A 22,202-nucleotide genomic window follows, 5' to 3' on the forward strand; every position below is an offset into this window, starting at 1 on the left:
CGAACCCTTCCGCCGCGACGCAATGAAAAAACCCGTCGCCGTCGCAGGAATCTCGGCCGACGACATGAAAGCTCAGGTCGAGCTGTAATCTGATCATGCCTCCACCCGGGCCGAATACGGTGCGGGTGGGGGCAGGCTTTGCCTAAAAGGCAGCTCAAATATTGCAAAGGAAGTAAGATGCAGGCGTTGAGTGCATCCAACTCGCCGTGGCTTCGGGCACGGTCTTTCGTTCGTTTGAACGGGCACGGTTTCCTTGTTTCCGTGGTTGTTGCCGTCGCAGCGAAGTTCTTGTCCGAACATTATGGTGCCCCGGCGATGCTGATGGCCCTGTTGCTGGGCATCGCGTTCCATTTCCTGGCCGAAGACGATGCCGGCGACTGCAAGGCCGGAATCGAATTTACCGCACGAACGGTTCTGCGTTTTGGCGTTGCGCTGCTTGGGGCGCGTATTTCCGTTGAATTGATGATGAGCCTTGGCGCTGATCTGATTGCCGTTGTGATTGCCGGTGTGATCCTCACGATCCTGTTCGGCCTTCTAGGCGCGCGCCTGCTGGGTCGTGGCTGGCGCTTTGGGGTGCTGACGGGGGGATCGGTTGCGATCTGCGGCGCGTCGGCCGCGATGGCCCTGTCGGCCATTCTGCCCAAAAACGAGCATTCGGAGCGGAACCTGGTTTTCACGGTATTGTCCGTCACTGTTCTGTCGACAATCGCGATGATCGCCTACCCCATCCTCACCGAGGCTTTCGATTTCAACGACGAGGTTTCAGGGGTCTTCCTGGGCGGCACGATCCATGATGTCGCGCAGGTTGTCGGGGCAGGGTTCTCGGTTTCGGATCAAACCGGTGAGGTCGCGACTTTGGTCAAGCTGATCCGTGTCGCCATGCTGGCCCCGGTGGTTCTGGTCATCTCGTTTCTTGTCCGACGCCACGCGGAATTCGGCGAAGAAGACGGCAAGCGCCCGCCCATTTTGCCGATGTTCGTGGTTGGCTTTCTGATCTTTGCCGTCCTGAATTCAATGGGTCTGATCCCCGAAGTGGTCTCGTCGGCCATGGCCGATCTCAGCCGGTGGGCGCTGCTGGTGTCGATTGCGGCAGTGGGCATGAAGACGTCGCTCAAGCGGATTCTGGATGTGGGCGGGCAGGCCATCGTCCTGATCGTTGCCGAGACGATTTTCATCGCGGCTCTGGTTCTGGCGGGTGTCTACCTGTTTCATTAGAGGATGGCGGAAATCCTAGTCCGGCACGTGACCGACCATTGGCCGGTCACGTCATTTCGCAATACACGACCAGCAGGAGGGTATGACCTCATGACGACACAGGTACTCAACCTTTTCGATCAGCCCGCAACGCGCAGCGAACGGCGTTTGGCCGATCTTCCCGATCGCGTTGTCGAGGGTGATCCGCATCACAAGATTGGAATGCACTTCACCAGCCCGGATGGACAACTGTCTGCCGGGATCTGGACGTCCACGCCGGGCAAATGGCACGCGTTCACGGACAAGGACGAATATTGCTATATCGTCAAAGGCCATTGTGCCCTGATCCACGAAGACGGGACCCGTCAGGATTTTCGCACCGGGGCCAGCTTTTTGATCCCCAACGGCTTTCGCGGTTATTGGGAAGTCGTGGAAGAAACTACCAAGCACTTCGTGATCCGAGATTGTGCGCCGGAAGCATGATCCGATCCGCGAACGAACCTGAGGCGGCGTGAAACGGCATGCCTCAGGCGCGTCATCGGTTCTTCAGCGACGGGTCTGGTCAAAGCTGATCGCCAGTTTTCCCGCCGTGGGTATTGACTGGCAGGTCAGGATTTCTCCGGCTTTGATGTCTTCATCCTCCAGCGCCATGCGCGCCCGCATATGAACTGTGCCGTCGGTCAGTTTGGCCCGGCACGCGCCGCAGACCCCCGATTGGCAGGAATAGGGTGGCTTGAGCCCCGCTGACTGCGCTGCGTGAAGAACGGTCTGTCCCTTGGTGATCGGAATGAGGTGTCGGGCGCCTTCCAGCGTCAGTTCAGCGGTTGCGTCCACCCCCTCAATACCAGCGTCCAGATCCGGCGCAGCACCATAGCTTTCCATGTGGATGCGGTTCGCGGGCACGTCAATGGACATCAATGCCGATTTGACGGTCTGGTTCATGTTGCCCGGACCACAGACATAGTATTGAGCGTCCTGGGCGTAAGGAGGATACTCGGCGATCAACGCTTCGATTGCGGCCTGGTCGATCGTACCCTGCCGCCAATATTCGGCGCTGGACCACCAGCCGGGCTTCGAAAAGACATGATTGATTGTAAAACGTTCGGGATGCGCTTGCCGAAGACCGTTCAGCTCTTGCTGCAACAGGATGCTCTTGGCGTTTGTGTTGCCATACACCAGATGCGCGACTGAATGGGGCTCGGCTGTCAAAACCGAGTTAAGCATCGCGTAGAGCGGCGTGATGCCAGAACCCGCGCCAAAAAAGTAATGGGTGCGCCGCGCCGTTTCATCAGGGTCCAGGCAGAAACTGCCAAATGGCGGCATGACGTCAATGGTTTGTCCTTCCTGAACCGTGTCGTTGATGAAGTTGCTGACACGGCCACCCTTGACCCGTTTGACGGTGATGCGAAGCGGGCCCCCGGAGTAAGGTGAACTGGAGATCGAATAGCTTCGACGGTGCTCCTCGCCATCAATATTGAAACGCAGGGACGCGTGTTGGCCCGACCGCCAGGCGAATATGTCCATCAGGCGGTCAGGTACCTCGAACATAACGGTCTTAGCCACGCCATCCAGTTCAACTCGGGTCCCGCAAACGCGCAGTGGGAAAAAGTCACGCGGGTTCATTTCCCTTCTCCCAACCATTGCAGAACAACTTTCTGGTGCTCGATGACGGGGCTTTCACCGTTTGCTGCCGGACCTGCTTCAAAATACGGAGAATGCAGGGATTTCTGCTGCTGCTCGCACGCGTAGATGTCTTCGCCGGTAAAATCGCCAGCAACCATCGGGTCATCTTCGCCCATCGCGTCACTGGCTTCGTATTTTCCGCCTATTCCAAACTTGGACCAGAAAGAGGACGACTTCATCGACTGTTTGGTGAATTCCCATTCCGAGCTGTTGGACACCCGCCCGCGGTTGTGAACTCGTGTCAGTTCCGGGCCAAGGGGTTCGACAATGAAGATGCTCCAGCCGTCTTCCGAAGCGGCCAGTCCAATCCCCGGAAACAGCATCGGCACCCAGGCGCCGTTCATGTCTTTGGGAATGACGCGCGGGGCGGTCAGTTTGCTGTCCTGATCTTCCAGAAATTCTGCCACCGGCGGCTCCCAAAACATGTAATGAGGTCGTTCCCAGTGGAATTCGGCGGATTTGTGATCATACATTTGCAGCGTGTTCGAATGCAGATGACTCAGGTGGTAAACGTCGATGTAATTCTCGACGACAACCTTCCAGTTGGCCTTTATCTCATAGCTGGTGTTCAGGTCTTCGTATTCGACCAGCTCTTCCGGGACGTGCGGGCCGATATGGGGTTCGACCGGGCCGAACCATTCGGCGATGGAAGGCGCGTCGGGGTCTGGATGGACGAAAATCATCGATTTCCAGATATCGACCTTGGCGGGTTTCAGGCCAAGGCAGGACTTGTCGACCTTGCCATATTCCTCGTGCTCGTCCGGCACCGAAATCAGATTGCCTTCAAGATCGTAGGTCCAATCGTGATAAGGACAGGTCAATGCTTTTTGCGTTTTGCCAACCGCGCGGATCAATTGGGTGCCGCGATGGCGGCAGATGTTATGGAAGGCGCGCAGGCGACGATCGCGCCCCATGATCACGAATATGTTGTTGAGTCCGGCCTGCACGGCGATGAACTGGCCGGGTTCACTGACATCCTCCATAAAACCGGCGTAGCGCCAGGTTTTGGAGAAGATCTCGCTCATTTCCCGGTCGAACCAATCCTGGCTCGTGTAAGCTTCGACCGGCAAAAGGTGCAGCATGGGTTTCATTTGAGCCTCTTGTGAAGGAATTTTCAAAACGTTTGGGGGAGAAAGTCGATGGCGATCATCGACAGGCCTAATGCGACCCAGGCGAGTTGGATCAGCCAAAACAGGATGGGGTCCTCTTCCCGGGTTACGTCGGTCAAAAGCAAAGCGTGACCGGAATAGAAATTTGGGATTGTCCAGAACATGAAAAGAAGCCCCCACAACGTTTGATAGCCAAGTACCGTCGTCACCATCAGCGCCGCGAAGGTGATGTAGTTTAGCTGTCGCTTGCGTGTCATGGTTCTTGCTCCAGGCCATTGAACAGCGCACGCGCGGCCTGTTCGGCCTGAGTTTTCCAGACATTCGGCGTATCCAGAGGGGCCAAAGATGTCGCGTTGAAATAAAGCGCCACAATGCCATGAGCGGCGGTATTGACCTTTGCGGCATCCACATTCGGGAAATCCGCGCGCAGTATCGCAGCAATCGTAGTTTCAAAGGCAAGCAGAGCCTCTCGACAAGCCCGGCAAAGCGAAGCATCCTCGACCGCCCGCGCGGTGAGTGCTGCGAAGGCAAGTACCATATCCGGTGACGTCTGGTTCATGTCCGAGAACAGAAGATCGATCAGATGTCTTGATTTTCCCGACGCCGGCAAGCCTGCAACGAGTGCATCAGACTGTTCCGAAAAACTTTTCAGAACATAGTCTTGCAGGGTCGTAATCAATTCATCCCGATTGCCCAGGTGATGCCGGATCAGAGGCCGTGTCAGGCCCGCTTCCTTGGCTATTTGCGAAAGCGATGCACCATCAAGGCCATATCTTGCAACACATCTGACCAGAGTCTGCATAATCTGCTCATAACGTTCATCACGATTTGAGGGGCGCCCGATCATGTTATTTCCAGTATTTCAGCTTCAGGTCTGCGGTTGCACCGGTGCCGACGGCGACAGCGGCATTCGCGAATTCCGGCGGCAGACCGTTCTGCCCCATACCGCCAAAGGCGTACCCTTCGGTTGGGACATCCTTCTCGGTATCCAGGTCGTTGTTGCTGTTCTCGTCGTGAATCGCGGCAATCGCATAGGTGCCAAGCGGGAGATTGTGAAAGGTGACCGAAGCCAAGCCCTTGACAGCAGGAATGGAAGCCAAGGCCGCCGCGTTCGCCACGTCCATGGCCCTAAAAGGTTTTGAGTCATCGAACACGGCAATGATCAAATCACCCTCTGCATTGCGCACGTCCTGCACCGTCGCAGTGAGAGTTTGTGCGGATGCCCCGAGGGTTGAAGCCAGTGTCATTACAGATGCGACGACCAGTTTGCTAATCGGCATGATATACCCTTTACTGTCAATATTGACAGTAAATAGGAAGAGTCCAATTAACTGTCAATAGTGACAATTATTTACCCGATTTCCCTGAGCGTGTTTTTTTGCATTGAACCAAGCACGAGGTATCGGCCCAACGCCGACAAGGATCGGAGAAAAGGGATAAAAATATCCTAAGGCGGCTTTCCAAAGCTACTCGGGCAAGACTTGCCGCATGTAGAGATGACGCATGACCATTGGCGTCAGGTACATCGGGATTTGATACGCCCCGATGAAGGCCATGATGGGTGCGGTTACCTCGGGCGGCAAAGCAACGAAGAAAATCGCGATGTTTCTGTTTCCCGCGATCAGAGAGATTGCCGTTGCCCTGGCTGCCGGCAGACGTACTCGGGTCATCCGGAACGAAAGGAATTGTGCTCCGAAATTGGCCAGACAGGCGAGCGCGATCCAGAAAGCGGCGACGGCCGGGCTTTTCAGCGCAGTGGTGCTGACGGAAGGCATCAGGCCGATGACAAAAACGGCCAAGGTGATTGTGCCCAACCCTTCCAGATTCACCAATGTGGAGCGTGATGGTGAACGCAACCAAACGCGCCGGACAACAATGGCGGCGCCGGTTGTGCAGAGTATCGTCAACAGCAGTTGCAACCCGGCCAGCAGAACAGAGTGAATGCCGCCCAGTTCAGGCATGAGCAGGAACACCGGAAACGCTGTCAATGGCAGCAGGGCGGTCCCAACCACCATCATTCGCATCGCGTGTTCAGGTGGGTAGCCCATCATCAAACACATGTTGGGACTGCCGGAAATCGAGGGCGCAGCCGCCATGATGAGCAGGGACAGAAGCACCGGCGTTCCGGTCCATCCCCCGACAAATCCAATGGCCAGAATGATCAGCGGCATCACGAATTGAAACCCGATGACGGTGAACGCGACCTTGTGCAGATCGCTCAACGATCCAAGAATGGTTTCGGGGTCCATTCTCAGGACGGTTACGAACAGCAACAACACGACCAGGGGCGGCAGCAGGCCTCGCATGGGCTCGGCCAAACCCGGCAATAGAAGACCCGCCGCCAATCCGGCGACCAGAACACGGGGCCCGTGGCGGGCCGCCAGATGGAGCAGGTTCAAGGCCGTTTTACCCGCCCGGGCTCTGACGCAAATTCTCGGGCAGCCAAGTGGCGAGGTCGGGGAACCAGATGAGGATGAAAACCATCAGCACCATGATCAGGAACATCGGGATCGCAGCGCGTGCGATATAGCTCATCTCATGGTTGGTCATGCCCTGCATCACGAACAGGTTGAATCCGATCGGTGGTGTGATCTGCGCCATTTCAACGACGACCACGATGAAGATGCCGAACCAGATCAGGTCAATGCCAGCGTCGCGGATCATTGGTTCCACCACGGCCATGGTCAAAACGACGGAAGAAATCCCGTCAAGAAAACAGCCCAGAATGATGTAGAACACCAGCAGGACCATAAGCAGTTCGAAACGGGTCAGTTCCCAACCTGCAATCAGATCGGCCAGCCCGCGCGGCAGGCCGGTGAAGCCCATGGACAGCGACAGAAACGCCGCGCCAGCAAGGATCAGGGCGATCATCGCGCTGGTTCGCGTGGCGCCCATCAGGCTTTCGGTGAATGTCTTCCAGTTCAACGACCCCTGGCCTGCCGCCAGCAGCAGGCCGCCGATCACCCCGAAAGCCGCAGCTTCGGTCGCAGTGGCATAGCCCAGATACATTGAGCCGATGACGACCGTGATCAGCAGGATCACAGGCAACAAAAAGCGGGAGTTTCTGACTTTCTCGGAAAAGCTCAGCTTGCCCTCGACATCCGGGGTCCAGTCTTTGCCCAACTTGGAATAGATCGCGACATAACCCATGAACATCGCCGCCAGCACCAGGCCGGGAAGGATGCCGGCAAAGAACAGCTTGGTAATCGATTCATTGATCGTCACCCCATAGACGATCAGGGTTAGGGACGGCGGGATCATCAGCCCCAGAGTGGCCGCGCCGGTCAGAGTACCGATGATCATCCGTTCGGGGTAGTTGCGCTTGCGCAGTTCGGGGATCGACATCTTTCCGACGGTGGTCAGCGTTGCGGCCGACGAACCTGAGACTGCCGCGAAGACGGTACAACCCACGATATTGGTATGCACCAAACCGCCGGGCAAGGGGGCCATCCAGGGGGACAGCCCTTTGAACATGTCTTCGGACAATCGCGTGCGGTACAGGATTTCGCCCATCCAGATGAACATGGGCAAGGCGGTCAGGGTCCACGACGACGAAGCGGACCAGATCGTCGTGATCATCACGTCGCCCACGGGGCGTGTCGTGAACAGCTCCATCCCGACCCAGGCGACCCCCATCAGGGCCAGGCCGACCCAGACGCCGGTACCGAGCAACGTGAACAGAACAAAAAGGAAAAGGATGATGACAGACAGATTTTCCATGCGTCTATTCTCCGTGGCTCTGGTCGGCCAGATCGCGGACAATGCGATGGTCACCTTTGAACAGGACGTGGATCAGGTGATCCGTCAGCGCGATGGCCAGGATCAGGGCTCCGATCAGCATCGCGGATTGCGGAATCCACAGCGCGGTTCTGTCCTGACCCTGGCTGATGTCGTTGAACTTCCAGCTCCAATAGACGAAGCGATAGGCATACCAGCAGAAATACCACATGACGGCTGTGCCGATGGTGAAACACCAGATTTCAAGGACACGCCGCACGCTGTCCGGCACCGCGTTCAGAAGGATCGAAACCCGAATGTGGCTGCCCCGGTTCAACGCATTGGCAAAGGCCAGAAAAGATGCCGCCGCCATTGCATAGCCGGCATAGTCGGGCGCTCCGGGAAATACTTCACCGGTCCAGCGGGCCAGCATCTGCACGACGATCAGCAAAAGAATGGCAATCAGGCTGACCGCCGCCAGTACCCCCGCTGCAAGATAGATGAAATCCAGAACGGACCGAAGCCCCCGCAATACCGCCATGGCGTCCCCGCTTTGTTATGATTGGATGGAAAACAGGCGACGCAATGCAGCGCCGCCTGCCTCGAACGGTTACTGAGAGGCGTTGAACGCGTCGACGATGGCTTTGCCTTCGTCTCCGGCGGCTTCCAGCCATTCATTGGTCATGGTCACACCAATCTCTTTTAGCTCATTCGTCATCTGCTCGGATGCCGGACCGACGGTCATGCCACCATCACGCAGACCTTGCAGAGTAAAGCCGGTATATTCCTTGGCGCGCCAGTTGCCCGCGTATTCCGCCAGCTCTGCGCAGGCCTTGATGACGTTCTTGTTGGCGTCGGACACGCCCGACCAGACATCCGAATTCACCATCACGTAGTTGCGCGGCAACCAGGCATCGACTTCGTAGAAATAGTTCAGGCTTTCCCAGACCTTGCGGTCATACCCGGTCGATCCCGAAGACACCATCGACTCGGCGACACCCGTCGCAAAAGCCTGACTGATTTCTGCCGCTTCGATCGTCACCGGCAACATGCCCGTCAGCTCGGCCAGTCGCGAAGTCGCGTTGTTGTACGAACGGAACTTGATGCCCTTCATATCGGCGACCGAGTTCACCTCATTCTTGAAATACAGCCCCTGCGGTGGCCACGGTACAGCATAAAGCAGCGTCAGGTTCTGCTCTGCCAATACTTTTTCGATAGATGGCTTGGCGGCCTCCCAAAGCTTGGCGCTGTCGTCGAACGAGGTCGCAAGGAACGGGATCGAATCGAAACCGAACAACGCGTTCTCATTCTGGTGGCCGGACAGAAGGCGTTCGCCGATCGGGGCTTGCCCGGTCTGGATTGCGCGTTTGATATCGGCACCTTTGAACAGCGAGCCGGATGGATGCGTAACGATTTCGATCTCACCGCCGGTTCCGGTCGTTACACATTTGGCGAATTCCGCACCGGTGGCCGAATGGAAGTTCGACGCCGAATAGGCCATCGGCATGTCCCATTTTTCGGCCAAGGCCGGTGCTGCCGCGGCAGCAGTCAAAGCGGTTGCTGCCAGAAGGTTTGTCAGTGTTTTCATCGTTTTCTCCCTATCGAGTTTTGAAATACCGATGTTCTTCATCGGTCTGTTCTTATGTTGCAAAGCGCGACGGCGCGTAGACGCTTACGTCGGTGTTCGGGGTTCTGCCCGCGATCATCTGCGCCAGAAGCCGTCCGGTCTTTGGCCCGCCTGTCAGGCCGATGTGATGATGACCAAAGCCCATATAGGCCCCTTTGATACCGGGCACGTCACCGATGATCGGGATCGAGTCAGCCGGGGCCGGCCTGTGCCCCATCCATTCCACTTCCTCCTTCCATGTTATGCCCGGAAACGCGGCCCGGGCATTTCTTCGCATCAATTCAAACGGCGCGCGCGAGGGCGGTGCGTCCAGCCCTCCGAACTCCACAATACCCGCCAAGCGTATGCGCCCATCCATGGGCGTGGCAACAAACTTGCCCGAAGCCACCATGACCGGGCTGCGGGGCATGGCAGAAGGCGCCACCAATTCAAGATGATAACCGCGCTCGCTTTCAAGAGGAACAGAAACCCCCAGTCGCTTGGCCAGTGGCCCCGACCAAACGCCAGCCGTGACAATGGCGGTGTCGCAAGCGATGGTCTCACCACCCGCGCGCACACCGGTAACGCGGCCGTTCTCGCGGGTGACGTCCTCGACATTGGCGCGGATGATCCGACCACCGCCAGCCTCGACATGGGCGGCCAAGTCTTTCACGTACTGCCCGGGATCGGTGATATGACCGTGGTTTGACAGCTTGGCAGCGAAACCGATATCCGGGCTGAACACGGGGTCATAGTCGTGAAACGCCTTGCCCTCCAGTTCTTCCCAATCAAAGCCGTTCTTCCGCCTTATTCCCCAGCCCAACGCATCTTGTTCAAAATGGGCCCGGTTCTCGTAGAGAAACAGATAGTCGCTGGGCACGATCCACTTTTCAGCACGCGTGCCTGTTGCCAATGCCTTGTGATCATTCAGGCTGTCGCCGACGATCGGCGTCAGCGCCGCCGCGATCCGTTCAACGTCTGCCACGTTCGCGTGGCTCAGATATTGCCGGAGCCATGGGAGCAGCTTCGGCAAATACCCCCATTTCAAAAACAGCGGCTGCGACGAGCTCAGCAACATTTTGGGTGCTTTGCCAAGCAGTCCGGGAACCGTCACAGGTATGATGGAACAGGACGCCAGCACACCGCCATTGCCATGAGACGTGCCTTCACCCGGTCCGGCCTTGTCGAACAGGATCACGTTGTGCCCGTCCCGTTGCAGCCAGACCGCGGCCGACACGCCGACGATACCGGCGCCGATGATGGCTATGGTTTTCTTGTCGCTCATTCTGAAACCGCCCTGGCCACTGCGTAATGGTTCAGTTTGGCCACCTCGGGCCTGCCGCCAAGCCCGGGGGTTTCGGGCACGCAGACCTGACCGTTCCGGATCCGGAAGGGTTCTTCCAGAATGTCCTCTTTCAGGAAATAGGACGCCTGATAAAACTCGCAGCCCAATGTGATCTCGGGTGTCGCGGCAATCAGATGGGTGCCCGCAAGATGGGCTAGGCCGGCCTCGAACATGTCCCCGCCATACGCCGTAAGGCCGTGCGCCGCCGCGATGCGGGCGACCGTTTGCCCGCGGGTCAGTCCGCCAGACTTCATTATTTTCACCGAGACACCATCGCAAATGCTTTCACGCGCGGCGCGTTCCATATCTTCGGGACCAAAGACGCTTTCATCGGCGAGAAGGGGAACATCGGTCATATGACGTAGCTTCGCCATCATGCCGAAGTGATGGGCGCGAACCGGCTGTTCGATGAAATCAAGATTGAACCGGGCCACGTCCCGCACCCGCGTCGGAGCCTCCTCGATGCTCAGCCCCTGATTATAGTCCACGCGGACCGAGAATTCAGGGCAGTTCTGCGCAAGGTACTCCAACCGCATGATGTCAAAGGCGTGATCCTTGAACCCGGTCTTGAGTTTGACAATCCGCACGCCGTCCTCTCGCAACCGCGCCAACAGGTCTATGTCCTGAGAAAAGTCCGGGTTGGCGATGGAACAGCTGAGCGGAATGGTGCTGCGGCAGCGACCGCCCAGCAAAGACCAGACCGGGATGCCGCTGATACGGCCGGCCAGATCCAGCAGCGCGGTTTCCAGCGCGGCCTTGGCCTCGGTGCAATGCGCCACGGCACAGGCCGCGCGCGCCATGATGGCTGACCGGTCGCCCACGCGGGCGCCAAGAACAAGAGGGCGTATATATCGATCCAGTGCCGCGAATGTCGCTTCCGGGGTGCCGGTGAACACCGACCAAGGTGACGCTTCGCCAAATCCCTGTGTGCCATCCTCGGATGTCAGTCGCAGCATGACGACTTCGCAGGCGCCTTCGACGGATCCTATACCGTGATCCCGGCGGGACGTGACCGGAAGCTTCAGGTGCCAAAGGTCGTAACCGATGATGTTTTGTGACAGATCGTTCATTCCGCCCCCTGTGGTTGAGCGAAAGCCTGCCTTGACGAGCATATCATTTCAAATACTATATCTTCGACAGTTCATCAGAAAAAATGATACAGTAATCCATGTCCCTACGCTTTCGCCAGCTTCAAGCGTTTCACGCAATCATGGAAACCGGTACCGTAACCGGTGCGGCGTCGGTACTTGGGATATCCCAGCCTGGTATCAGCAATCTGTTGGCTCAGTTGGAACGCGAAGCACGACTGCCTCTGTTCGAGCGCAACAAGGGCCGTTTGCTGCCCACCCCGGAAGCCGAGCTGCTGTTCCGCGAAGTCGACACGGTCGTGCGCGGGCTGGATCACGTGGCGCAGGCCGTGACAGATTTGCAGAACAAACATCCCGGTCAATTGCAGGTTGCGGCACCGCATCTTCTGTCATTTGGTTTCATGCCGCGCGAGATCGCTCGTTTTGCCAAAAGCCGCCCCAACCTGTCCGTCAGTTTCCAGTCGCAGTATTCATCCAAGATTCAGGAATGGGTGATTTCAGGCCTGTTTGAAATCGGCATCGTCGAGATGCCGATCCTGCACGACACTCTGAATTATCAGGTGTTTCAATTCGAAACGCTTGCGACTTTTCCAGAAAACAGCCACTTGGCGGATTATGACGTTCTGACACCGGAATTACTGGAAAACGAGCCCTTCATCGTGATGGGCCCGGAACACCAAACCCACCGTCGAACCCGTGACATCTTTCAGGCATCCGGGCGCACGTGGCGGACACAGATTCACACGCACCTGTCCGAGAACCTGCTGAGTTTTGTGAAACAGGGCATGGGTGTTGCGATGATCGATCCCTTTACCGTGACGTTCGACGGTGAGAGCGGGTACCAGACCCGCCCGTTCAGGCCATCCGTCATGCTGGATCTTGCAATCATCACCGCAAAGGGGCGCCCCCTGTCCACGATTGCGCAGGAATTTCTGGCCCAGCTGACCCCGTCGATTGCCTCTTACGCAACCCATTCCGACACAGGTGCAGCGGCCTCGTGAAGCTGCTGCGAATGGATGTCGACCAATGTGGGGCCATCATGTTCGAGGGCCTGTTTCAGCACCTTCGGCAAGTCCTCAGGGTCTTTGACCGTCCATGATTTCACTCCGAAGGCGGCTGCGACGGCGGCGTGGTCGGTCCGGTTGAAATCGACGTTGTAATAGCGTTGATCAAACCCAGCATCCTGACCCGCCTTGATCCATCCGAAGACCGAGTTCGAGAAAACGATCGAGGTGATCGGCATTTTGTGCCGAACCATCGTTTCAAATTCACCGCAGGTGAACCCAAACGAACCATCGCCCATGACGGCCAGGGTCTTGACCGAGGGCCGGCCGACATGTGCACCCATGGCCGCCCCCAGAGAATAGCCCAGTGCTCCATGTGCGCGATTTGTTATGAAATGCCGCCCGGGTTGCCGCCAACGGTAATGCGCGCTGAAATAGGGGCAGGGGGTGCCGGGGTCAGCGACCACAATCGCATCGTCGTCCAGAATGCCCATCAGGGACGCCATGACAGCCTCAGGCCGTATCGGGGTTTCCCGACTTGCAGCCAAGGGGGCAAACGCCGCCGCCTTGGCCTCCCACGCGGCGCGGGCCTTGGCTGTTCCGCCTTGACCGTTCAGGTCTTGCCGTTGCTCCAGTGCATGAGCAAGTGCCTCCAACGCCAGACGGGCATCGGCGCAAATCGCGACTTCGGTCTGATAGTTTGCGCCGATCACCATGGGGTCACTGTCGATGTGAATGATCGTGGCGTTGCGCCCGGGGCTTCTCCACCGTTCGGTCGTGACCGAACCGGCGCGGCACCCGACGAACAGGACGACATCAGCCTGATCCACCACGGCACGGGTCGCGGGGATCCCGCCGTTCGATCCGACGACACCCAGGGCCAAAGGGTCGGTTTCGGCGATAGACCCTTGGCCTGAAACGGTTGTGGCGACGGGCATATCCAGCAGACCGGCGACGCGACGCAACGCATCGGTTGCGCCGGACAGAACGGGGCCGCCGCCACATACCGCGACGGCGGTTTTGGCCCGGGCAAGAATGGCTGCGGCTGCTTCGATGGCATCCGGATCGGGGGCAGCCCGTTCGGCGGGAAAGCTGCGGTGCCGGTCGTCGGCCCAGATTTCCGCCTCGTCCACCTGTGCCTTCTGCGTATCAAACGGCAGTGCCAGATGTGTCGCGCCGGGTGTTCCCGTTGTCATCGCTCGGAACGCCGCACGGACCATGGCCGGAAGCCGGGCAGCATCATCCAAAGATGCGTTCCACTTCGTCAGCGGGCGGAACAACGCCGGCTGATCCAGTTCTGTCAAAGGGTATTTCCCGCGGCTGGTCGTCGCCACATCAGAAGTGATCGCCAGGATTGGAACCGAACTTTCATTGGCCTCGACCACACCCGGCAGAATGTAGGTCGCGCCACCGCCGGAAGGGCCTTCGCAAACGCCGGGCCTGCCTGTCACGCGTGCATAGCCATCCGCCATGTAGGCGGCGTGCCGTTCGTCGCGGGTCAGAATGTGCTGAATGCCGTGATCCATTCGGGCGAGCGCGTCATAGAACGGCAAGGTGGTATCGCCGCACAGGCCGAACATATGCGTCACGCCATGCGCCTCGAGCATACGCACCATCGCCTCGGCTCCGGTCAGGTAATTCGTCCCTGTCATGGTTCGCGATTCCTTCGAGTAATAATTGTACACATAACTGTATACAGACTTGCATATTGATTTCAAGAATTGAGTGTGGCACCTGTGAATCAACCGAAGAAGGGCATTGTTTATGGCGGGTCCACGCGTCGATGATATCTATGATCAGGTCAAAGCGATGGCGGTCTCCTTCCGCCTGCGCCCCGGTGACCGCCTGAACGAGGTCGCTCTGTCCAGGGATTTGGGCGTCAGTCGCACGCCGTTGCGAGAAGCGTTGAACCGTCTGGTTGCCGAACGGCTGTTCGATTTCCGCCCGGGGCAAGGATTCTTTTGCCGTTCCTTGGATGCGCAAAGCGTGTTCGACCTTTTCGAGCTGCGACAGATCATCGAATCCGCGGCGGCCCGATCCACCTGCGCCAGGGCGACCGATGAAGACCTGCAAATGCTGCGTGACGAACTTTACGAAACGGGCATCGACATCACCGGCCTGACGATCGAAGAGGCAGTTACCCGGGACGAAGCGTTCCATCTGGGAATCGCAAAGCTGTCAGGGAACATGGAGTTGTTGCAAACTCTGACGCGGATCAACGAGCGTATCCGCTATATCCGTTGGATTTCCATGAGCATGGACCGGGTGCAGAAGTCCAAGGACGAACATAAACACGTCATGAAGGCCCTGCTGGATAGGGACGCGGACGAGGCGGCCCGGGTTCTGGCGGCTCATATCACAAAGCGAATGGATCAGGTTCAGGACGCTGTGCGTCACGGGATTACCAGCATCTACATGGAAGGGGCCGAAGACATCTCGACCCGCATTATCGAGGAGGCACAGGGATGATCGTGCAGGGCGGCAAATCCATTTACGGCGCATCGGTGGGAATCCTCATGCTGGACGCGCAATTCCCAAGAATTCCCGGTGACATGGGCAATGCGCAGACATGGCCGTTTCCGGTGCTTTACCGTATCGTCCGGGACGCCTCGCCCGATCGGGTGGTCCGGCATCGGGCCGAAGGTATGCTCGAGGTCTTCATCGACGCCGCGCAAGAGCTGGTCAAAGACGGCGCGGACGGAATAACAACCAATTGCGGGTTCCTGTCCCTGTTCCAGAAGGAGCTGGCCGAGGCCGTTCCGGTTCCCGTCGTCACCTCGTCCTTGATGCAGGTCGAAATGGTGAATCGCATCCTTCCCAAGGGAAAGCGCGCGGGCATTCTGACCATTTCGGCCTCCACCTTGACCAATGACCATCTTCAGGCTGCCAATGTCCCCTTGGATACGCCAATCGGCACAACCGAGGGTGGGCGGGAATTCACCCGCGCAATTCTTGGCAATGAATCGCGTCTGAATGTTGAGAAGGCCCGGGAGGACAATGTTGAGGCCGCAATCGCGTTGGCGTCGGACAATCCCGAACTTGGGGCAATAGTTCTGGAGTGCACGAATATGTGCCCCTATGCGCCGGATATTCAGCAGGCGACCGGGCTGCCGGTGTTTTCGATCGTGCCCTTCGTGACTTGGTTCCAAGCCGGTCTTGTTCCGCCGGTGTACCGGAACTGACCTTTGGCCTTTCATCAAGACGGATTGTGTTGGCCGCAGGCAAAACTCAAGCCAGTGTCAGATCACCGGGTATCGAATTTCGGATCACGCGCTGTGCATTCGGCAGATCGTTCGACTGCGCACGGTCCTTGGCGGCATTGGCGTCCAGACCATGGCCGATCCATCTGTTGGTCAGGCGGGTTTCGAGTGTTTTCAAATCGGTGTCCAGAAATACCTTGAGTGCCCACAGTTGGTGAAGGTCCGACCAACCCGGCTCGTTCAAGAGAAGGTAATTGCCCTCAACCAGAACAACGCGCTGATCCGCCGTGATCATGGACCGCGCGGCAATGGCCAGATCCAGTTCCCGGTCAAACTCGGGTATTGCGATTTCTTCTTCCGCGCGCAATCGATCAAGCAACGCATGAAAGCCGGCAAGATCAAAGGTTTCAGGAGATCCTTTGCGGCTCAGCAGGCCGCGATCCTTCAAGATCACGTTGTCATAGTGGAAGCCGTCCATGAAAACCAGTCCGGTTGCGACGCCGCGCAGATTGAGCTCTTTGGTTGCAAGGCCCGCCGCAGTCGTTTTTCCCGATCCCGGCGGCCCGGCAATCGCGACAAGATGCCGGTCTTGCAGCGGCGGCAAGGCCTGAACGGCATCCGCGATTTTTCTTGCAAGCGCCTCGGGGGTGGCAAGTTTACCCGTCACGCGGCTTGGTCCTCGGCGGGCGGTTCCTTGGCACCGGTCATGAACGCCACTGCGTCGGACATCGTGTAATCCTTGGGATCAACGACGCAGAGGCGTTTGCCCAGCCGATGCACGTGAATTCGATCGGCGACCTCAAAAACATGAGGCATATTGTGGCTGATCAGGATGATCGGAATGCCGCGAGACTTCACGTCCAGGATCAGTTCAAGAACGCGCCGACTTTCCTTTACGCCCAATGCGGCGGTTGGTTCGTCCAGGATGATGACTTTTGATCCGAATGCCGCGGCACGTGCCACCGCAACACCCTGACGCTGACCCCCGGACAGTGTTTCGACGGCTTGATTGATGTTCTGGATCGTCATCAGGCCCAGTTCGCTCAGCTTGTCGCGGGCGAATTTCTCCATCGCCGGACGGTCGAGCATTCGGAACCAAGATCCCAATGGCCCTTTGCGCCGAATCTCGCGCCCCATGAACATGTTGTCCGCGATCGACAGGGCAGGGGACATCGCAAGTGTCTGGTAAACCGTTTCAATGCCGGCTTCGCGCGCGTCAATCGGCGAATGAAAATTCACCTTCTGACCTTCCAGCCAGACTTCGCCCTCATCCGGCACCACCGCGCCTGAAATCGCCTTGATCAGTGTTGACTTGCCCGCGCCGTTGTCGCCGATCACGGCCAGAATCTCACCCGGCATCAAATCGAAATCGCACTGATCCAGCGCCGTCACCTTGCCGTAGCGCTTCACAAGGTTCCGTCCTTTGAGAATAGGTTCCATCAGGCTGCCACCTTTCTGATCCACTGGTCGACCGCGACCGCTGCGATGATAAGGATGCCGATCAACAGGAACGTCCATTGCGCATCAGCGCCCAGCAACCGAAGCCCAAGCGTGAAGACCCCGACGATCAACGCTCCGAACAATGATCCGAGAATGGACCCGCGGCCACCGAACAGGGATATGCCCCCGATCACGACCGCTGTTATGCTTTCAATATTGGCCAACTGGCCAGACGTCGGAGACACGGACCCGATCCGACCAATCAGAGCCCATCCCGCGAAGGCGCAGATCAGCCCGGACAGCATGTAAACCGACATCAGCGTGCGATGCACATTGACACCTGACAGCTCGGCGGCTTCCGGATCATCACCGACCGCATAGACATGCCTTCCCCATGCGGTGTGACGAAGGGCGTAGGAAAGCCCGAGGATCAGCACCAGCATGAAGATCACGCCGACGGTGAATACCGCCCCGCCCACGTTGAACTTGGCCCCGAAAAGTTGCAGAATTGCGGCGTTTTCTTCGATCTCCTGCGACCGGATTGTTTCGTTCTGAGAATACAGGAAGTTCGCCGCAAGAACGATTTGCCACATGCCAAGCGTCACGATGAACGGCGGCAGTTTGATGCGGCTGACCAGATACCCGTTCACCGCACCGATTGCGGTGCCAACGAAAAGGCCGCAAACAATCGCGACCGTTGGTGGCAGCCCATATCGGAAGGTGAACTGACCCATGACAACCGACGACATCACCATGATTGCCCCGACACTCAGATCGATACCGGCGGTCAGGATGACGAGGCTTTGCGCCGCCGCCACGATCCCGACGATCTGAACCTGTTGCAGGATCAGGGTCAGCGCGAATGGCGAGAAGAACTTGGAGCCCAGCAAAGCCCCGAAAATGACGATGGCAGCCACAAGAACGATCAGCGGCACCAAAGAGGGGTTCACATGCAGAAAATGCTGAACCGTTCCGACGAACCCGCGGTGGTGATTGTCAAATTCGGCAATCTGTTCCGGGCTGCCTTTTGCAGCGGCTTCGAAGTCGTCTGATCGTCGTGAAGTATCGGACATAAAGGTTCCCCCAAAGCGTCAGGTTGCTGACGACTTTAGCAAGTTTTCGGGCGAATGGGTGGTTTGAAATGCGGAAGGCCGCCCTCTGCGGCCCTCCGGGTGGTCAGGTTAACCCCAGCAGAGGTCCATGCCTTCTTTGACCGAGATCGACTCGACGCCTTCGGCAGGCTTGTCCGTTACAAGCGCCACGCCGGTGTCAAAGAAATCCTTGCCAGGCGTGTTTTCAGGCTTCACGCCTTCGTCCGCCCATTTCTTGACGGCTTCAACACCCAGCGATGCCATCAGCAGCGGGTATTGCTGCGACGTCGCGCCGATAACACCATCGGCAACGTTTTGGACACCCGGGCAGCCTCCGTCCACGGAAACGATGAGCACGTCATTTTCGCGCCCGATGGCTTTCAGCGCCTCGTAGGCGCCTGCCGCGGCAGGCTCGTTGATGGTGTGAACAACGTTGATCGTGGGATCTTTGGCCAGAAGGTTTTCCATCGCGCGGCGACCACCTTCTTCGTTGCCGGCAGTGACATCACTTCCGACAAGACGGGGGTCATCTTCATCACCGATTACGTTCGGGTCCGCCAGATCGACACCAAAGCCTTGCAGGAAACCCTGATTGCGCAGCACATCCACTGTCGGCTGACTGACGGCAAGATCCAGTGTCGCAATTTTCGCGTCGTTGGCCGCGTCGCCCAGCGTGGCTTTGGCCCATTGTCCAATCAGAAGCCCGGCCAGGAAATTGTCCGTGGCAAAGGTCGCGTCAGCCGAGTCAATGGGTTCCAGCGGCGTATCCAGAGCGATAACCAGAACACCTGCATCCCGCGCCTGCTTCACGGCCGGAACGATGGATGATGTGTCCGAGGCCGTCAGCAGAATGCCTTTGGCGCCGTCCAGAATGCAGGTCTCAATGGCTTGCACCTGCGTTTCATGGTCACCGTCAACTTTGCCCGCAAAGGCTTTGAGCGTCATTCCCAGCTCTTCCGCTTTTGCAGTCGCACCTTCTTTCATTTTGACAAAGAACGGGTTGGTGTCCGTCTTGGTGATCAGGCAAACAGTTTCGCCTTCCGCCATTGCACTGCCAGCCATGGCAGTAACCCCGAGCGCAGCAGCACCCGCAAGTTTTGCAAGTTTCATCGATTATCCTCCCAGTTTTTTCTATGCCGAGTAGGGCACGAGGGCGATCAGGCAAAAATCCTGACCCCATAAGAAACAATCACAAGATTCGAATTTTGAGTCAATAAATAAATCACTCTTATTTATTATTGACAGTGCGGGCGGGCTTTCTCATTCTTCAGCAGGAAAGGGGTGGTCGTGCCGGAAAATTCATCTCGGAAAAATTCGATTGGCCTGCACGGGTCAGAGGTGCGCGGAACCAACCAAAGCGGGATGCGGGCCCGGAACGAACGGCTTGTATTGTCGCTTGTCCGGCGTCACCAGGCCCTTTCGAAGTCCGAGATCGCGCGCATGACCGGATTGTCGGCACAAACCGTTTCCGTCATCATGCGGCTGTTGGAGAAGGATGGTTTGCTTTTGCGCGGCGAACCGGTCCGCGGGAAAGTCGGGCAACCTTCTGTTCCCATGCGACTTAACCCGGATGGTGCCTTTTTCTTTGGGCTCAAGGTGGGGCGTCGCAGTGCGGAGTTGGTTTTGACTGACTTTGTCGGAAATGTGCGGCAACGCGATCGGCGAACCTATGACTATCCAACGCCGAAAGCCACTTTGGAGTTTTCCACTGAGAGTCTGGGCAAAATGATATCATCCATGTCGCCTGAGGCCAAAGGCAGGATTGCGGGACTTGGGATTGCCATGCCGTTCTACCTATGGGACTGGGCCCAGACCCTTCAGGTTCCTCAGGAAGAAATGGACCCGTGGCGCGTATCAGACCTGAAGGCTGACCTGGCGCGGCGCCTCGATATTCCGGTATTCCTGCAAAATGACGCCACTGCGGCTTGTGGGGCGGAATTGGTATTCGGTCCAGCCGATGGGCCCAGGGATTTCCTGTACTTCTATGTCGGGTTTTTCATTGGCGGCGGTGTGGTCCTCAATGGCGCAATCTTTTCGGGGCGTGGAAACGCGGGCGCAATCGGCCCCTTGCCTGTGCCAGATGATGCCGGTGGTGTCAGACCCCTTATCGACGTGGCCAGCCTGTATGTGCTCGAGCGTGCAATCACCACAGCAGGTGTCACGTCGCATTCCATTTGGGAAACGACCCAGCGTTGGGATGTGCCAAAAGTTCAACTGGAATACTGGTTGAAACAGACGGCGAGCGGGATTGCCTATGCAATTGTCTCATCCTGTAGCCTGATAGATTTCGAATGCGTGAAGATTGACGGCTGGATGCCGCAGGACATCAAGGCGCGTTTGGTTGAAATGGTCGAAGACAAACTGTCTGAGCTAAACCTGACCGGTCTCGAGCGCCCTGCCGTGCTGGCAGGGGCCGTAGGCCCGGAAGCACGCTCACTGGGCGCGGCAAGCCTGCCGTTGTCGGAAAGGTATCTTTCAGAAGCCTAGATGTGAATTCACTCTGTTGCCTTGGATATTTCACAAACTGGTTCACTCTCGCAAACTGCCGAGCTCATTATTTTTCGATGGTCGTAACACATTTTCGTTGACGGAAGGCTGAGTTGTCTGGCAAGCCGCTCGGCATGTCCGGTTCCGGGGCTTACTCTGGAATCAAAAGGGAATGCGGTGCGGGCTCAGGCCCAATTCCGCAACTGCACCCGCAACTGTAAGCGGCGAGCAGGGCTGAAACGCCACTGGGGTTTACCCGGGAAGGCCGGTCCAACGCTTTGACCCGCAAGTCAGGATACCTGCCGGACATGTGCCCTCTAACGGGCACTCCTAATCGGCGACGGGATGTGCGTCGGACCAGGATGCCTGAAAGGGTGATTTGGCGTTGAATGTCCCGTGGTCAAAACGAATTTCGCGCCGGGATTGGCGCGACGGGACAAGGACGACTGTTCATGAAAACGCTGCTCAGCGCAGCCGCTGCCGCGGTGGCTCTTCCTGCCATCGCAAATGCGCATTTCCTTTTGGAATACACCACGGACACCATGATCGAGAAACCGGGCGATGTGCCGGTCAAACTGATTTTCTGGCATCCGTTCGAGAATGGCCATGTCATGGATCTTGAAAAGCCGCAGGAATTCTACGTGATCCACAACGGTGAAAAGACCGATTTGCTGGACACGCTGGAACCTATCCGGTTCACCGGCGGGGAAAACGAGGGCGCGGCGTTCAAGGGCAGTGTCCCGGTCAAACGTTCGGGCGACTATGTGCTGGTGACGGTTCCTCAGCCTTATTATGAGGAATCCGAAGACATTTATATCCAACAGCTCACCAAAGCCTTCCTGAACCGCAACGAATTGCCGACCGACTGGATGAATCCCGTGGGTCTGCCGACCGAGATTATCCCGCTGAACAAGCCGACCAACATCATCGCGGGTTCGACTTTCACGGGCCGTGTGCTGGCTGATGGTCAGCCGGTTGCGGGGGCCGAGATCGAGATCGAGTACATGGCCGCCGAACCCGACATGGAAAGTTCGGCCGTTTCTGCACCGAAAGCGTCTCCTATGCCGGGTGGTGCGGTGGTCGCAATATCTGACGACAACGGGTACTTTTCGTTCGGCGTTCCGAAAGCCGGTTACTGGGGTTTCGCCGCCCTTGGTTCCGGTCCGGCAACCGAACATGAGGGCAAAGAACTCAGCCAGGATGCGGTCATCTGGATTCGTGCCTGGGATCTGGAGTAA

The 22,202-nt window shown here is 57.7% G+C and carries 23 protein-coding genes and 1 riboswitch; of the genes, 7 read left to right on the plus strand and 16 right to left on the minus strand.

Annotated elements, in window-relative coordinates:
* Positions 1-177: 177 nt before the first annotated feature.
* Both GOW56_RS20950 and GOW56_RS20955 read left to right on the plus strand, forming a co-directional pair.
* The gene (locus GOW56_RS20950) at positions 178-1,215 is read left to right on the plus strand and encodes a YeiH family protein (protein WP_171207090.1); all 1,038 of its coding nucleotides are present in this window, start codon (positions 178-180) and stop codon (positions 1,213-1,215) included.
* Between the two features lie 90 nt (positions 1,216-1,305).
* Positions 1,306-1,677, plus strand: a complete 372-nt coding sequence (locus tag GOW56_RS20955) for a cupin domain-containing protein (RefSeq protein ID WP_171207091.1) — start codon at positions 1,306-1,308, stop codon at positions 1,675-1,677.
* A 63-nt stretch (positions 1,678-1,740) separates the two neighbouring features.
* Here GOW56_RS20955 and GOW56_RS20960 read toward each other — a convergent pair whose 3' ends face one another.
* The 11 genes from GOW56_RS20960 to GOW56_RS21010 all read right to left on the minus strand — a co-directional run bounded on the left by GOW56_RS20960 (position 1,741) and on the right by GOW56_RS21010 (position 11,724).
* Entirely contained in the window at positions 1,741-2,817 is a 1,077-nt protein-coding gene (locus GOW56_RS20960; protein ID WP_171207092.1) for a 2Fe-2S iron-sulfur cluster-binding protein, read from the minus strand.
* Positions 2,814-3,968, minus strand: a complete 1,155-nt coding sequence (locus GOW56_RS20965; RefSeq protein ID WP_171207093.1) for an aromatic ring-hydroxylating dioxygenase subunit alpha — start codon at positions 3,966-3,968, stop codon at positions 2,814-2,816. Before GOW56_RS20965 ends, GOW56_RS20960 begins: the two co-directional genes overlap by 4 nt.
* A gap of 23 nt (positions 3,969-3,991) precedes the next feature.
* Positions 3,992-4,243, minus strand: coding sequence for a hypothetical protein (locus GOW56_RS20970; protein WP_171207094.1), 252 nt, complete (start codon positions 4,241-4,243; stop codon positions 3,992-3,994).
* Positions 4,240-4,788 (minus strand): TetR/AcrR family transcriptional regulator, encoded by a 549-nt coding sequence (locus GOW56_RS20975; protein ID WP_171207095.1) that lies wholly within the window; start codon positions 4,786-4,788, stop codon positions 4,240-4,242. Before GOW56_RS20975 ends, GOW56_RS20970 begins: the two co-directional genes overlap by 4 nt.
* A 46-nt stretch (positions 4,789-4,834) precedes the next feature.
* On the minus strand, positions 4,835-5,266 hold the full coding sequence (locus GOW56_RS20980; protein WP_171207096.1) for a DUF2141 domain-containing protein: 432 nt from the start codon (positions 5,264-5,266) through the stop codon (positions 4,835-4,837).
* 186 nt (positions 5,267-5,452) lie between these two features.
* Positions 5,453-6,385 (minus strand): hypothetical protein, encoded by a 933-nt coding sequence (locus tag GOW56_RS20985; RefSeq protein WP_171207097.1) that lies wholly within the window; start codon positions 6,383-6,385, stop codon positions 5,453-5,455.
* A 7-nt stretch (positions 6,386-6,392) separates the two neighbouring features.
* Positions 6,393-7,706 (minus strand): TRAP transporter large permease, encoded by a 1,314-nt coding sequence (locus GOW56_RS20990; RefSeq protein ID WP_152460436.1) that lies wholly within the window; start codon positions 7,704-7,706, stop codon positions 6,393-6,395.
* A gap of 4 nt (positions 7,707-7,710) precedes the next feature.
* Complete coding sequence (locus GOW56_RS20995) at positions 7,711-8,244, minus strand: TRAP transporter small permease (protein ID WP_171120825.1); 534 nt, start codon at positions 8,242-8,244, stop codon at positions 7,711-7,713.
* Between the two features lie 69 nt (positions 8,245-8,313).
* Positions 8,314-9,291 carry a TRAP transporter substrate-binding protein gene (locus GOW56_RS21000; RefSeq protein WP_171207098.1) on the minus strand — a complete coding sequence of 326 codons (978 nt, stop codon included), beginning with the start codon at positions 9,289-9,291 and terminating at the stop codon, positions 8,314-8,316.
* Positions 9,292-9,343: 52 nt separating this feature from the next.
* Positions 9,344-10,594, minus strand: a complete 1,251-nt coding sequence (locus GOW56_RS21005; RefSeq protein WP_171120829.1) for an FAD-binding oxidoreductase — start codon at positions 10,592-10,594, stop codon at positions 9,344-9,346.
* Positions 10,591-11,724, minus strand: a complete 1,134-nt coding sequence (locus GOW56_RS21010) for an enolase C-terminal domain-like protein (RefSeq protein ID WP_171207099.1) — start codon at positions 11,722-11,724, stop codon at positions 10,591-10,593. The genes GOW56_RS21005 and GOW56_RS21010 overlap by 4 nt, the downstream gene beginning before the upstream one ends.
* A 98-nt stretch (positions 11,725-11,822) precedes the next feature.
* On the opposite strand from GOW56_RS21010, the gene GOW56_RS21015 reads away from it, so the two are divergent.
* Positions 11,823-12,743 (plus strand): LysR family transcriptional regulator, encoded by a 921-nt coding sequence (locus GOW56_RS21015; RefSeq protein ID WP_171207100.1) that lies wholly within the window; start codon positions 11,823-11,825, stop codon positions 12,741-12,743.
* On the opposite strand, the gene GOW56_RS21020 is transcribed toward GOW56_RS21015, so the two are convergent.
* Complete coding sequence (locus GOW56_RS21020) at positions 12,704-14,398, minus strand: thiamine pyrophosphate-binding protein (RefSeq protein ID WP_171207101.1); 1,695 nt, start codon at positions 14,396-14,398, stop codon at positions 12,704-12,706. The genes GOW56_RS21015 and GOW56_RS21020 overlap by 40 nt on opposite strands.
* Positions 14,399-14,510: 112 nt before the next feature.
* Between GOW56_RS21020 and GOW56_RS21025 the strand changes: the two genes are divergently transcribed.
* Positions 14,511-15,215: a GntR family transcriptional regulator gene (locus tag GOW56_RS21025; RefSeq protein ID WP_171207102.1), complete on the plus strand. Its 705-nt coding sequence runs from the start codon at positions 14,511-14,513 to the stop codon at positions 15,213-15,215.
* Positions 15,212-15,928 (plus strand): aspartate/glutamate racemase family protein, encoded by a 717-nt coding sequence (locus tag GOW56_RS21030; protein ID WP_171120840.1) that lies wholly within the window; start codon positions 15,212-15,214, stop codon positions 15,926-15,928. Before GOW56_RS21025 ends, GOW56_RS21030 begins: the two co-directional genes overlap by 4 nt.
* 46 nt (positions 15,929-15,974) lie before the next feature.
* Here GOW56_RS21030 and GOW56_RS21035 read toward each other — a convergent pair whose 3' ends face one another.
* From GOW56_RS21035 to GOW56_RS21050, 4 genes are all read right to left on the minus strand, one after another.
* Entirely contained in the window at positions 15,975-16,613 is a 639-nt protein-coding gene (locus tag GOW56_RS21035; RefSeq protein ID WP_371807934.1) for a hypothetical protein, read from the minus strand.
* Positions 16,610-17,386, minus strand: coding sequence for an ATP-binding cassette domain-containing protein (locus tag GOW56_RS21040; protein ID WP_171207103.1), 777 nt, complete (start codon positions 17,384-17,386; stop codon positions 16,610-16,612). Before GOW56_RS21040 ends, GOW56_RS21035 begins: the two co-directional genes overlap by 4 nt.
* Positions 17,386-18,459, minus strand: a complete 1,074-nt coding sequence (locus GOW56_RS21045; protein WP_171207104.1) for an ABC transporter permease — start codon at positions 18,457-18,459, stop codon at positions 17,386-17,388. Before GOW56_RS21045 ends, GOW56_RS21040 begins: the two co-directional genes overlap by 1 nt.
* A gap of 108 nt (positions 18,460-18,567) precedes the next feature.
* Positions 18,568-19,587, minus strand: coding sequence for a sugar ABC transporter substrate-binding protein (locus tag GOW56_RS21050; protein ID WP_152460425.1), 1,020 nt, complete (start codon positions 19,585-19,587; stop codon positions 18,568-18,570).
* A gap of 252 nt (positions 19,588-19,839) precedes the next feature.
* On the opposite strand from GOW56_RS21050, the gene GOW56_RS21055 reads away from it, so the two are divergent.
* Both GOW56_RS21055 and GOW56_RS21060 read left to right on the plus strand, forming a co-directional pair.
* Complete coding sequence (locus tag GOW56_RS21055) at positions 19,840-20,964, plus strand: ROK family transcriptional regulator (protein ID WP_171207109.1); 1,125 nt, start codon at positions 19,840-19,842, stop codon at positions 20,962-20,964.
* Between the two features lie 122 nt (positions 20,965-21,086).
* Positions 21,087-21,286: riboswitch (cobalamin riboswitch) on the plus strand.
* Between the two features lie 130 nt (positions 21,287-21,416).
* Positions 21,417-22,202, plus strand: a complete 786-nt coding sequence (locus GOW56_RS21060) for a DUF4198 domain-containing protein (RefSeq protein ID WP_171120844.1) — start codon at positions 21,417-21,419, stop codon at positions 22,200-22,202.

The organism is Ruegeria sp. HKCCA0235A, from assembly GCF_013033235.1.
GTDB lineage: Bacteria > Pseudomonadota > Alphaproteobacteria > Rhodobacterales > Rhodobacteraceae > Ruegeria.